The 14,146-nt window shown below is 43.2% G+C and carries 6 protein-coding genes; all 6 read right to left on the bottom strand.

The window, feature by feature from the left end; all coding sequences use genetic code 11:
- Position 1: 1 nt before the first annotated feature.
- The 6 genes from BQ7997_RS13710 to BQ7997_RS13685 all read right to left on the bottom strand — a co-directional run bounded on the left by BQ7997_RS13710 (position 2) and on the right by BQ7997_RS13685 (position 14,084).
- Positions 2 to 2,008, bottom strand: a complete 2,007-nt coding sequence (locus BQ7997_RS13710) for a PL29 family lyase N-terminal domain-containing protein (RefSeq protein WP_073346910.1) — start codon at positions 2,006 to 2,008, stop codon at positions 2 to 4.
- Between the two features lie 40 nt (positions 2,009 to 2,048).
- A complete protein-coding gene (locus BQ7997_RS13705) occupies positions 2,049 to 3,095 on the bottom strand; it encodes a DUF5017 domain-containing protein (protein ID WP_022137043.1) in 1,047 nt (348 codons plus the stop codon).
- Positions 3,096 to 3,127: 32 nt separating this feature from the next.
- Positions 3,128 to 4,843: a RagB/SusD family nutrient uptake outer membrane protein gene (locus tag BQ7997_RS13700; RefSeq protein WP_022137042.1), complete on the bottom strand. Its 1,716-nt coding sequence runs from the start codon at positions 4,841 to 4,843 to the stop codon at positions 3,128 to 3,130.
- 38 nt (positions 4,844 to 4,881) lie between these two features.
- The gene (locus BQ7997_RS13695) at positions 4,882 to 8,079 is read right to left on the bottom strand and encodes a SusC/RagA family TonB-linked outer membrane protein (RefSeq protein ID WP_073346909.1); all 3,198 of its coding nucleotides are present in this window, start codon (positions 8,077 to 8,079) and stop codon (positions 4,882 to 4,884) included.
- A gap of 127 nt (positions 8,080 to 8,206) precedes the next feature.
- Entirely contained in the window at positions 8,207 to 9,739 is a 1,533-nt protein-coding gene (locus BQ7997_RS13690; RefSeq protein ID WP_073346908.1) for a sulfatase family protein, read from the bottom strand.
- 289 nt (positions 9,740 to 10,028) lie between these two features.
- Positions 10,029 to 14,084 carry a hybrid sensor histidine kinase/response regulator transcription factor gene (locus tag BQ7997_RS13685; RefSeq protein ID WP_073346907.1) on the bottom strand — a complete coding sequence of 1,352 codons (4,056 nt, stop codon included), beginning with the start codon at positions 14,082 to 14,084 and terminating at the stop codon, positions 10,029 to 10,031.
- Positions 14,085 to 14,146 lie beyond the last annotated feature (62 nt).

The following is a 14,146-nucleotide window of genomic DNA, read 5'->3' as shown; positions in this document are numbered from 1 at the left end:
ATTAATTAATGGATGCTCCATATCCTCCTGTCATCATTTCATCAGTAAGAGTGAATACACCATTGGCATAATCAAAGGAGGTAATAGGCGAATTTTCGTGTAATGTCATTTGGTTTTTCTCACCATCAGGAATTATTTTTACTTTAGAATTGGAGTGATAATATGACCATTTACTGTTTCCAGGGCTATAGACAATATTATCTGTCACATCAATAGATGGAACTTGGGGATTTTCATACAAGAAGCTATATAGATAAGATGTTTTTCCTGCATCTGCTATGTAGAAAATGTTCTTATTCATATTTAAAGATGTTCCTGTTTGATATCTAAAGTAAACATTGGCACCTATTATATTAATAATTGTATTATTGCTGATATTACCAACTATTTCTCCTTTTGCATCTGTTGCAGTAGTACAATTCATCATTTGCCCATTGACTGCATTTGCAGAATACATAAGATTATTTATAAAATCAAAATTCTTGTAGCTAGCTAAGTTGGTGGCAGTTCCTAACTGGAGCAATACTGTAGCAGCCGTTAATTGGATTTTATTATTTTGAAGGCTTATATTATTAATACCATATATATCAGCGGTTTTATTATCACAATATAATGGTTTCTGTACACCACTAAAATAACAATTATCTATGACTAGGTTGGTGCAATTATTTTCTATGGTCAAGTCGTTGTTGGTAATGAAACCGGCAGAAGCCGTGTTTCCTTCCATGGCTATGTGCAGGTTGAGTAAATATACACTTCCTTTTCTTGGTCTTAATGTACCATTTACCGCTGTATTTTTGAAAGTCGGTTTTTCGTTTTCATATCTTGCCATTATTATGAGATCATTACTGATAGCTTTTGTTCCAGTAACAGTAAATTCTTGGTTACCACTTAAAAACAAGATTACAGGTTTAGACATGGTAGTGCTGAAATAGCTGTCTAAAGCAGGCTCTGTTCCATCTAAAACTGCTATATTGGCATCTTGGTAGGTATTCTTATTTATGGTGATTCCACCAATATTGATATCCTCTCCTTCTTCGAATAATGTGTAATAGTCTCTTATAATACTCAATTTCACTTGAATCTTATCTACTGCCCAGTTGGCCCCTTTATTTACTTGTACGGTGACATCACTGCTATTGTCTGCTGTGGCACGTGTATTCAGGGCAGTCGCCTTTGTCGGGGCAGTAATAGTCAGTGTCGCTTCGTTGTTTTCATTCGCTTCGCTAATAGTTGCCAACCACCCTGCCGGAGCAGTTACTATTACATTATCTCCCTTTACTTTTACAGTTGTAGAGACTATTTCACCAGCACCAATTTCCCAATATCCTTTATTCATTCCTTCGGCAGGCTCTATAATTTCGCACAATAAATCTTTAACGATAGGTATGGAAATACTTTCATTTTGTCCTTTTAACTGGATAACGAAGAAATCTCCGCTTTCATCAATTCCTGCCGACTCGAAGAATGTATCACTGCTACCTCCACCGGAAGAGCCATTGTTTACAGCAGACACTTTGTTGCCACTTTCGTCAAGAACATCCTGCCAACTAGTTCCGTTGTCATAACTTACTTGCCAGTAGCTGCCATCATCCGTCAGTCGGAATTTGGGAGTTATACCATCATTGCCGGGAGTTCCGACGGCTTGTACGGGTACACCGTTTTGGGTCAGTACTTCGCCGTTTACTACCCATTGGCCTTCATCATTGACGCTGATTTCCGGATATTTTATTTCTCCTGCGGAACCTTGTGTTAATGTTACAGTTTCTCCACCGCTCAATTTTAATGTATAGGTACCATTTGTCTGGGTAATTTCTGTAATGGTCTGTCCGCCTTCAAGTAGTCGTTTGATTGCGGTCATATTATCATTCAACAAATTAATTTGTGCTTCCAAAGACTCCACGCGACCTTTCAGATTATCAACATCGTCTCTCAAATCGTCTGTATTGCAAGCTGCCAATGTGAACAGTGCAAATGCGGTTAACAAGAATGATTTAAAGTAATTCATAGATATATGTATTAATTGTTTTCTTATTGTTGTTATTAAATTATTCCACTACGTTGACTACGAAATTATAGGTAGTCGTTGATGAATGGTCAATATTGGCATTCCGTGCAAGGAAAGTTGCATTATAGATACCAACCTTGTCATAGGTATACGTATAAGAGTCAAGGCTTTGGGTGATGTCTTTCACTTTAGTTCCCTGATCCGGTTCGCATGAGTTGATAGTAAGCGGGTCGGATACCAGCCAGCTATATTTCAGAGGAGTTCCTGCAGTCGATGAGTGCAAGTAGAATGTTTCGGTTCCGATATTCTGCAAATTCCAGATTCCGGAAGTTCCTCCGCTTACTGTACCATATTCACGGTCGGTAGTCATTGATGCCTGATCAGGCAGGTTACATCTGTTTTTCATGTTTACTGGTGTCAGTCCGAAAGAACTTGCACCGAACTTCAGGCTGGAACCATTGTTCAGTTCATTGGTGAGATGCATCTGGGTGAAATACAGACGTGATTGAACCGCTGTGTTTTTCACTCCTTTATAACGTATGGCAATTGTAACTCTTTTATTGAGGTATTGCGTCATATCGAATGTATAAGTTTGCGATTGCGATGTACCGGTTTTCGTCGGAAAGGCATAACCTAGTTCCTCGTTGGGGATCATTGACTGCCAGATACCATCATTCTCATATTGTTCCACTAACAAGGAATCTGCTACGAAATTGTCTTTATATAATCCGGTGAACTCATCGGATATATAGATTCTACTGTCTACCATATCGGTTGTTCCATATTCATAGTATAACGTGATGGTTAGCGATGATGATTTGATTTGTGAAGGATCAATGGTTTGACGTTCTCTATACTGATATTTATACCCTTCTTCACCGCTGAAGAATGTAAGGAAGTCCGGATCGCCGGCAATGTTGAAGTTGACAGGAGTTCCTTTCTTTACAGTGATGATATGTCCGTCGAAGCTCACATTCTCATTGGTATTTACAGTCACGTCCAATGCAACATCTTCGTCCAGTCCGTCATTACATGCCCCGAAAAAGAGGCTTATTACACAGATGGCTATGAGTTTATATGCTTTCATAATTTGTTGTTTTTTACTGATGAATACTTTGTTTACCAATTCGGATTGTTTTGTGTAATGTACTTGTTGGTACTCATTTCAGCATCTGGAATAGGGAAATAGTTGTATGTAGAGGATACTTGGAAATAGGTATATACGTTAGTTGGTCCTAAGTTCCAGTTTTCTCCAGATTGTGCAGCCGGTACCAATTCTTGCATGTTCTTTACAAACTCTCCCCAACGGATAAGGTCAAAACGCCGGGTATATTCAAAGCATAGTTCCATACCTCGTTCATCCTTTACCGCTTGACGGAATTCCGTCTGCGACATGTTCTTCGGTAGGTCATCCAGTCCAGCACGATCTCTGACATCATTGATACAAGTATATGCAAGGTCTGTCGGCCCATTATTTGCTTCATTCTCCGCTTCTGCAATCATCAATAATACATCTGCATAACGTAATACAGGGAAGTTGATGGACGTAAAGTTCTTGTCTTTTTTATCAGCTTCGTATTCGCGGCGATATTTTCCACACATACGGCTATAATTGGTAGTCGCCTTGGTTTTTTCAATATCACCATTGTATTGGTAAGATTTCGGACCATATTGCGTCATTACTTGCGCTAGTTTTCCCATTTCAAATTCACGATGCGTCACTCCGGTATTTTTACCGCCTGATTCCTTATATTCAAAAGGAGTGATGCTCCAGTTGAAACGGTTGATGTCTCCGTTCTTTACATACAGATTATACAATTTGGGGGTACTGTAAATAAAAGCATACGAATATCCTGGATCAGCCTTTCCTTTTATACTGCTTTTAGATGAAAGGTCGGGACCGGCTAGTCCGATGATATTACCGATACGGCCTTCCGCTTGAGTGTCAGATGTATTGTTTCCGGCAAATTCAATTTCCCAGATACTTTCATTGGCGGTCGTATTATACTGGTTGGAACATAAATCAATGAAGAAATCCCAGTAGTTATCTGCTAGTTCGTGTCCTTCCGCTGTCACTTTCTGAGCATAGAAACTGGCTTTTTCAAAATAATCTTTGGCTTCTGCCTGATTGGCAGCACGGTTTTCACGGAAATGTTCTCCGGCACGGAACAGGTAGACGCGTGCCAATATTCCCCATGCAGTAGATTTTGAGATGCGTCCGGGTAAATAGGATAGTTCGGCAGCTGATTTCAATCCAGTTTCAGCAGCATCCGCCATTTCATTAACAATGAAGTCATAGATTTCCTGCTTGTCTGTCCGTGGTGCGTCAAGGTTCTTCACATCTTGGGTTGAAGTTGTCTTAAATGGTACATCGCCCCAGCACTCTACAAGATTGAAATAATAAAAAGCGCGCAGAAAACGGGCTTCGGCAATGTACTGTTCTTTCACGCCGGTAGAAAAGCCTTCTACCTTGTCGATATTCTCTAAAAAGATATTTGCACGATTGACACCAACATAAAGTAAATACCAGAAGTTGGTGACTGCGTTATCACTAGTAGTGGCGTTATTACAAATCAGACCGGTGGAGGCAGGTCCGCGTCCGCTACCACCATAATGCGACAAATCATCTCCTGCAACGAGGTACATATAGTCACCGCCATAAAAGGTTGGCTGGGAAAGAATAGCATAAGTGCCTGTCAAGAAGGAGGAGGCTTCTTCGGGAGTTTTGAAATACTCATCTAAAGCTAATTCAGTCGGTTCTTTATCCAAAAAGTCGCAAGATGCAGTAAAGAGACTTGCGAGTAAAGCTATGATTGATATTCTTAGTATTTTCATGTGATGAATTTTAAATGTTGAATGATAACATATTAAGCTTAGAATCCTAAACTGACACCGAAACTGACGGAGTAAGCTCTTGGATAAGACGAATAATCCAATCCCGGCGTTAAGGCGCTGTTACGAACAGATACTTCGGGGTCATAGCCGGAATAACCTGTCCATGTCCAGAGATTCTGTGCGGCAACGTAGATACGTGCTTTATCTATTTTCCATTTTTTCGTCATTTGGCTGGGGAAGGTGTATCCTATCGTTACATTTTTCAGACGCAAGAAGGAACCGTCTTCTATGATGCGTGAAGAAATGACACGATTGGAAGAAGAATTCGTAGCGGCTGGAATGTCACTAGTCGGGTTGTCTGCTGTCCAGCGGTTGGTGTAGCTGGCATATTGGTTCAATTCACGTGAGCGGTTATTGGAACTTTCAAAGAACAGGCGGTTGGCGTTCATAATGTCATTTCCATACGACCATTGGAAGAAGATGCTTAAATCAATTCCTTTATAAGTAAAGTCATTGGTCAATCCTCCTGTATGTACTGGAAGTCCTCGTCCGATGATAGTACGGTCATTGGAATCTACTACTCCGTCACCGTTCAGGTCGGCATATTTCGGCATACCTGGTTGTGTGTTGTTTTCGGTTGAGAAATGAGGTACACTAGATTTCAAACTGTATGAATTTCCTGATTTGTTGAAATCATCGTATTTATACGTGCCTTCGTAAACGTAGCCATACATCAGTCCCATCGGCAAACCGATTTTGGCAATATAACTGGATTGTCCGTTGTAGTTCTGGTCAAACTGGACAGCTGTCAATAATGCGGTTTGGTTTTCGGATAACGCTAATACTTTATTCTTGTTGAAAGAAATATTAAAATTGGATGACCATTGAAAATCGCGTGTCTTAATATTCAGTGTATTCAAGCTGATTTCCAGACCATCATTACGTACTTTACCAATATTCTTTGTGGCATTGTAGAAACCGGAAGAATAGGGTAATTGGGCGGCAAGCAACAAGTCGCGTGTATTTTTCCGGTATATATCCATTGTGAGGCCGATTCGTTCATCGAAGAATGAGAGGTCGACTCCCAAGTTCCATTGTTCGGTCGTTTCCCATTTCAGATTTTTGTTCTGCAACGAGATGGGTACAGTTCCGGCGTTGGTGGCATCGTTCTCGAATGGATATACGCCGCTTGGTATCGAATTGGTAGCGGTATAAGAACCTATTCTGGATTTCAAGACGGATAATAGTTGGTAATAATCGTATTCACCGATGCGGTTATTTCCGGTGAGTCCCCAGCTAAAACGCAGCTTTCCATTGGAAAGGATACTTTTGATTGGTTTCATGAACTTCTCTTCGGTGAATGTCCACGCTAATGATGCAGAGGGAAAGTATCCAAACCTGTTATCCTTGTTGAACTTGGAAGATCCGTCTACACGGAATGAGGCGGTTGCATAGTATTTGGATTTATAATTGTAGTTGATACGTCCCAAATAAGAAAGCATTGACCATGATGATTTGGCAGAACTGCTTGTACTGGCTTGTCCTTCACTCATTCCCGCCATTCCGAGTGATTCGTTGGGAATATGGGTGGTGCGGAAAGCGTATGCTTCATAGTCTGAATTCTGGAAGGTGATACCAGCCAAAGCATTGATGAAATGTTTCTTCTTGATGTTGGTCTGGTAAGTCACTGTGTTTTCGTTCAACCAAGTTAAGCGTTCTGAACGGGTCACTTGTGCATTCACTTTGTCGGTAGAGGTCGGACCGCCATAGCGGGTCTTTGAATTGTTGAACTGGTCATTTTTACGGGCATCATAAGTGTATCCGGCAGAGACTTTGACTTTCAGCCCCTTGATGACTTCATATTCGGCAAAACCGTTCATTTGAAGATTATTGATATAATTCTTCCGGTATTCGTTTTTGAGTGAAAGAATAGGATTGAAACGATAGTCGTTACTTGAGTCTACTGCATTATCTGTTGCGCTATCCATCAAAAAACTTAATGGAGTGTCGGGAGAGGTTACGGGACGATATCCCCAAACACTGTAGAACAAGTTGTTCATACCACTGTAAGATGTTGCGGAAGGGGTGCTTCCTGTCTGGATGGAACGTGAATAATTGGTCGTCAGGCTCATGTTCAATTTACCACGGCGTACTACTGTGTTCATACGTCCCTGCATACGTTTATATCCGGTTTCCAATAATGTACCGTCTTGGTCGTAGTAAGATAGGGAAGCATTATAGCGTACTCCTTCCGTACCACCTGTCAGTCGCACAGTGTGGCTTTGTTGCCAAGCGGTTTGGAAAATTTCATCTTGCCAGTTATATTGGTCAATATTCCGGTAATCTTCTAATGTCCATTGTTTGCCTTCATAGTTCATAAGGTAAGAGCCGGCAACCACTGTCGGATACATTTCATTTTGTAATTTGACGAACTCATAAGCGTCCATCATTGGAATGGTGCGAGTGATATGTTGTACTCCAAAACTTCCGTCGTATGTCAGTTGTGCCCGTCCTACTTTTCCTTTTTTAGTAGTTACAATTACAACTCCATTAGCACCACGTGCTCCATAAATGGCAGTGGCTGAAGCGTCTTTCAAAAAATCGATAGACTCGATGTCCGAAGGGTTTAAGGTGCTGGAAGCGGAAGTATCTTCCACAGGGAAGCCATCAATTACAAATAAAGGTGAGTTTTCCTGTGTTAAGGAGTTGTTACCCCGGATAACTATATTCATTGTGCCACCAGGCATACCTTCACCGGATGTGACATTTACACCGGCGATACGTCCTCCCAAAGCTTGGTCGAATGAAGCGACGGGGGCAGTGAGGACATCATTCATGTTGGCCTTGGCCACAGAACCAGTCAAGTCACGTTTGCGCACCTCCTGATAACCTACAACTACTACTTCATCCAATGTTTTGGTATCTTCCCTTAAAGTAATAACCATTGGCTTTTGTGTATCTACTTTCTGTTCTACAGTAACATAACCGATGAAAGAAATGACTATTGTTGCATTTTTGTTGGGTACACTGAATGCAAACTTGCCGTCAAGGTCGGTGATAGTTCCTTGTGAAGTACCTTTTACCTGAACACTGGCGCCCGGCACTCCTTCTCCTAAATTATCCTTCACCGTACCTTTTACAAGTACCTGTGCAAGTACAAAAGAAACAGAAAACAAGATCAGTCCAAGTGAGGAGAAAATCCTTTTTCTAGTTTGAGTGGATAAATGTCTTTTCATATATTAAAAATTAAGTGATTTTATTGAATCTACGGTTGCAAATATAGGTTGATTAAATATTCTCATATGGATAGAATTATTCAGGATTAGTGCAAAATCATACAATTTTTCTGTTCTTATATTCTTGTTATTCTTTTACGGTTTCCAGCAAGGCAGACAGTTCTTTTACGATATCAGGATGCTGCTTTGCTACGTTCGTTTTCTCTGATGGATCGGACGATAAATCATAGAGTTGCGGTTGTTTGTCGTTTCCTAATTCCATCTTTGTCCAGAACTCTATGGCGGGACTGTCGCTTGGCTCGATGTATTTCCACTGGCCTTTTACGATGGCGAGCGTGTTGTTCAGGTTCTGCTGAACGACGTATTCACGGTCTGTATTATTTTTGCCTAAAAGCACATTCAGGTGTTCCTGGCTGTCGGGGGCTGCTCCTTTCCGTAAAGGTTGGTTCAGGAGTGAAGCGAGCGATGCATATACGTCGATTTGTGAGAAAAGAGCCTGTTGCTTGGATGGCTGTATCTTGGCAGGCCAGCGTACGATGAACGGAATACGCGTTCCTGCTTCATAAGCGCTGTATTTTCCGCCACGATAGATTCCCATAGGGGTATGTCCGTTGAGCATTTCGTAAGCATGATCCTGATAGCCGTCATCAATCACAGGGCCGTTGTCGCTGGTGAAGATGAGAATTGTGTTGTCGGCTATGTTGAGGCTGTCCAGTGTGTGCATGATTTCTCCGATTGTCCAGTCCAGTTGCAGGATGACATCGCCACGAGTTCCGAGTCCGCTCTTTCCGGCAAAACGCGGGTGGGGGATACGGGGTACATGTACGTCTTGCGTACCCATATACAGGAAGAAAGGTCCTTCCTGGTGGGAAGCGATGAAATTCTTGGCTTTGTTGGTGATGATATCGGCAATATCCTCGTCGTTCCAAAGGGCGGACTTTCCACCAGTCATCCAGCCGATGCGGGGGATGCCGTTGATAATGGTATTGTTATGTCCCTGGCTGGGTTTCAGCTTCACAAGCTCCGGATTTTCTTCTCCCGTAGGCCAGTCGCCTACCTTATGGTCGTAACTGACAGTGATAGGGTCGTTAGGATCAAGACCTACTACACAGCCGTTTTCTACAAAAACACAGGGCACACGGTCTACAGTTGCGGGGATGATAAATTCATAGTCGAAGCCGATGCTTTGTGCATTCGGACTGATTTGGCTGTTGAAGTCAGTGCCGCCTTTCGGGCCGAGTCCCAAGTGCCATTTGCCCACTGCTCCGGTGGCGTATCCGGCATCCTTCAACATATCAGCCATGGTGACGCAGGTTGTGTCGATGATAAGTTCCGAGTTTCCGGGAGCAATGCCGGTGTTCTCCTGCCGCCAGGGATACATACCTGTGAGGAGTCCGAAACGGGAAGGGGTACTGGTGGCCGAGGTGGCGTAAGCATTGGTGAATTGTACTCCCTGTCCGGCGAGACGGTCGATATTAGGAGTACTCACTTTAGTTGCTCCGTAACAACTCAGGTCGCCGATACCGAGGTCGTCTGCGAATATATAAATAATGTTGGGCTTTTGACCGTTTTGTCCATTGCTCTTTTGAGGTGCGTGGTTGCATCCGGTTAACATTGCAATGCCGGGCAATAACGGAAGTAGACGTGAAACGTTTCTCATAATGCTGTATTTTTAGGGAATGATGTTAGATGCACAAAGATAAACGATTGGAGAAAAAAAAATGAGTAGTAACGTACAAGTGAAGTACAAAATAGTACATCGGGGGAAGTTCCGCTTTCCGGATTCGGAAGAGTGCAGAACGGTTTAGTGCCACCCCGTTGTCACAGTTGTGCCACCCCGTTGGCACAAGCGTGCCACTATGATGTCACTACTGTGCCAACGAGGTGATATTCTCCCGGCACGGCAGTGTCCGATTATTTACTATAGGCTTTCCCGATAATGGCTGCTATTAGTCTGTTTCTTCTTCTCCTTCTTCCTTTTCTTCTCCCTTGCGGTAAGCCAGCGGACTGACATGATAAATCTCCTTGAAACACTTGCTGAAATAACGTGAAGACGAGAATCCTATCCGGTCTGAAATCTCTGTGATATTCAGTTCCGGATTATTACGTAGCATAACCGCCCCTTTCTTGAGACGTATGCTCAGGATAAAATCATTCGGTGTCTGCCCTGTAACCGCTTTTAGCTTGGTGAACAGGTTCGTACGTGCCATCCCCATTTCGCGGGCAAAGATATTGACGTTGAAATCCGTATTATCCAGATGCTGTTCGATAATAGCCATTGCACGATCCAGCATCTCTTTATCCATCGGGTTGGTAGCCAACATCTGTGCGAAAGCCTGCGGTTGTTTGCTGAACTTTTCCTGTAACAATCGACGGGAGTTCACCAGGTTGTTACAACGGGAAATCAGAAGATTGGTATTAAACGGTTTCGTGATATAATCATCCGCGCCGATTTTCAGCCCTTCGATATTGTGTTCTATCGCAGTACGTGCTGTCAGCAGCACAACCGGAATATGGCAAGTATTGAAATCCGTCTTTATCCGCTTGCACAGTTCCGTACCGGACATACGCGGCATCACGACATCACTTAAAATAATGCTCGGCATATCCTTCTGCACCATTTCCAACGCTTCTTCTCCGTCGGAAGCCGTACTGACCTGATAAAATGTCTCGAAGATACCGACTAACATCTGCTTGATGGATTCGTTATCTTCCACAATCAGCATCTTTGCATCTTCAATCCGCTTGTTATCTTCCTCTTTCCATTCCGATTCCGACAGGATTTCTGCTGAAGGAACGAACGTTTCCGGCTCCTGGATGGTAGTGTCGGTATCACCTTGTGCTATCTGTTCTTCGGCAAAATGCTGTTTGCCCAGTTTCAGAGTGATAATGAAGCTGCTTCCCTTGCCCGGTTCGCTTTCCACACGGATGGTACCGTGATGAAGTTCGATGATACCTTTTGTCAGAGCCAGTCCGATGCCTGTTCCGGCTCCGGTATTCAGCGAGTTCAGAAGTTCGGTCTGATAGAACCGGTCGAAGATTTTGTCAATTTCCGCAGCGGCGATACCCGTACCGGTATCCTTTATTTCGATGACGGCCTGGTCTTGCTCCTGCGAAACGTTGATGGAAATGGTATCTTCCTCTTTCGTATGTTTCAATGCATTGGACAATAGATTGTTGATGACCTTCTGCATCTGCTTCTGGTCATACCAGACTTCAATATCATCTTTCTGCTTGTTGAACTTGAAACTAATCTGCTTGCTGCTGGCGTATTCGAGGAAAAGCAGATAATTCTCATACAGGAAATCCACGAGGTTGTGCTTGCTTACCTTTATCTTCATATGCCCCTGTTCCTGTTTGCGGAAATCGAGCAGTTCCGTAATCAGTTCACGCAGTTGGATACTGTTCTTGTAGATTCCCAATACCTTATTATATATATTGGGAGTGAATGTCTGCACTTGCAGCAGAGTTTCCACTTGTCCCACGATAAGCGTCAACGGCGTGCGGAATTCATGCGAGATGTTTGTAAAGAAACGCAGTTTCGACTGGTTCAGCGCTTCGAGGTCTTCGATATGTTTCTTTTCATATTTCAGGGATTCGCGGAGTTTGATTCGCGAATTGTAGTTCTGAATAAGGAACCATAGCAGGCTGATGGTGACAATGGTATAAATCAGGTAAGCCCACCATGTCTCATACCACGGTGGAAGTACAATAACGAGAAGTCTGGCTTCTTTGATTCCGTCCCGTTGTGATTTGATGACAAGCGTGTACTTGCCCGGATTCAGATTTGTATAAGTGATGAGCGTCTGCTTGCGGTACGTATGATTCCATTCATTGGAAAACCCTTCCAGGCGATAGAGAATCTCATCCCTGTTGGCAGGGATAAAGTTGGAAGTGGCATATTCGATGCTGAACATCGACTGATTCGCTTTCAGACTAATCTCCGGCGTGTGGCAGATGGACTGGCTCAGAATTCCGGTTTCATCGCCGGGGACTACTTCCCTGCCGTTGACTATCAGGCGGGAAAGGATGATATTATAAGATTTCGGGGTAAAATGCAGTTTCTTTTCCCAAAAAGAAATCATTCCCTGAATACCGCCGAGGAATACTTCTCCATCATGTGTCACGAACAGCGCATTCTCATTGACAGCAGTCAGCGGGAATCCGTTTTCCGTACCGTAATTATAGAACTTCTTATGCGGATAGTCGAATTGTGAGAATCCCTGATTGGTAATCAGAAGCAAATCTCCTTTCTGAATGGAAGACTCGAATACCTCGTAAATACAATCACTGGACAATCCGTCTTTCTGTACATCGAAATTCTCGAAATCATTGCTCTCTTTGCGATAACGATCCAGTCCGCTGCCGGAAGTGGAGAACCATAAGTTCCCGTTGCTATCCTGCATGATACTGTTGACATTGTTGTTGCTAAGACTATTCGGAATGGCCGGATTGTGCGCATAATTGGTGAGCGTGCCGGTATCGAAGCGATACGAGTAAACCCCTTCTCCGGTAGCTGCAATCCATAAAGTGCCCTCTTTGTCGAAACAAAGACTAGCCACCATGCCGATATTTCTTCCCGCCTTGGTCTCCTTGAAAAGCTGTTGGCAAGTACCAGTTGCCGGATTGAACAGGCTGACACCGTTTTGAGTGGCAATCACCAGTTTATCCTCATATGGCACAATGTCACGTACAATATCCGATGGCAATGAAGTAGGATCTCCCGCTTTCATCCGGTAGACAGTGAAACGGTTCGTCCGCAGGTCGAGTTTGTTCAATCCGCCCAAGTGCGTGCCAATCCACATGATATCGTGAGCCTGGTCATAATAAATCGCCTTCACGTTATTGTGCGAAATGCTGTTTTTCCCTTCCTCGTGGCGATACCAGCGGTACGTGTTGTCTTTACGGTTGTAGACATTCACGCCACCCCCTTCGGTACAAATCCACAGGTTGCCGTCCTTATCTTCCGTCATTCTTCCGACGATGGGGCTGCTCAGACCTTCTTTTTCGGTGTCACCCACCTTGTAGCGGGTATAGATTTCATATTCAGGATTGAAGTAATTGACTCCGCCGAAATAAGTCCCCAACCAAAGCGTTCCCTGTCCGTCTTTGACAATACACCAGATAGAAGAGTGGGTGAGTCCGTCCGGTTTACTGGCGTTGGCAGTATAGAGTTGGAAATTACCTGTACTTTTCTCATAACGGTTCAGGCCGTGGAAAGTACCTATCCATAAATTACCCGAGTTGTCTTCACAAAAGCTTCTGACGAAGTCGGAGCAGAGACTGTTTGCGTTTTTCGGGTCATGGCGGAAATTCTCGATGGAACCATCCGGTTTGACACGGTAAAGTCCTTCTTCCCAACTACCAATCCATAATTCTTTTGAAGAATCTTCGTAGATACTTGTGATATTTCCTTCCGTAACTGGTCGTGAAATCGTTTTATCTTCCGAAAGGCGATAAACACCCTTTCCGGCAGTTCCCATCCAAAGATTCTTCTTCTCGTCCAGGTGAAGGCAGGATAAAGTGATGTCTTTTCCGGCAAGGTGATAGAAAAGGTCGAAGTTCCCTGTGCTTTCGTTGTACACAAATACTTCCTCTCTCTTGCCGATATACAATTTCTCGTTATAGTAAATGGCGTCCACATTACCCTGAAGCAATGTCTTGAACCGTTGGGTAGTCAAATCAAACTCCGCCACACCGTCGGTGCAGAGAAGATATACTTTCCCGTTTTTGTTTCCCGTGATGCGCAGCACCGTATTACTGAACAGGCTGTTCGGGTCGTTCTTTTTAAGTTTAAAACTTTTAATATCATTACCGTTATAGCGGTTGAGCCCCTCGCGTGTGCCGATCCATATTATTCCCCGCTCGTCGATATATAAACTGTTGACAGAGAATTGTGAAAGGCCGTCATCCGTGGTCAAATGACTGAAAGTAATATTCTGACCTTGTGTGTGGACGGCGGCTACGCTTAAAAATAGCAGAAATAAAAGAGTTATTTTTCTCACTAATTCGTTCTTTTAAGGTATTACTATTGGCAAATATATCGTTTTTATTTCATTTCTGTGAA

Origin of the sequence: Bacteroides congonensis (assembly GCF_900130125.1) — a bacterium.
GTDB classification, from domain to species: Bacteria; Bacteroidota; Bacteroidia; order Bacteroidales; family Bacteroidaceae; genus Bacteroides; species Bacteroides congonensis.
The sequence above is the reverse complement of the archived record's forward strand: the minus strand, read 5'-3'. Positions and strand labels throughout refer to the sequence as shown.

Bases quoted from the DNA above. Each gene is read 5' to 3' on its own strand.
- BQ7997_RS13705 (WP_022137043.1), bottom strand. From the start codon at position 3,095: ATGAAAGCATATAAACTCATAGCCATCTGTGTAATAAGCCTCTTTTTC.
- BQ7997_RS13700 (WP_022137042.1), bottom strand. From the start codon at position 4,843: ATGAAAATACTAAGAATATCAATCATAGCTTTACTCGCAAGTCTCTTT.
- BQ7997_RS13690 (WP_073346908.1), bottom strand. From the start codon at position 9,739: ATGAGAAACGTTTCACGTCTACTTCCGTTATTGCCCGGCATTGCAATG.
- BQ7997_RS13695 (WP_073346909.1), bottom strand. From the start codon at position 8,079: ATGAAAAGACATTTATCCACTCAAACTAGAAAAAGGATTTTCTCCTCA.
- BQ7997_RS13710 (WP_073346910.1), bottom strand. From the start codon at position 2,008: ATGAATTACTTTAAATCATTCTTGTTAACCGCATTTGCACTGTTCACA.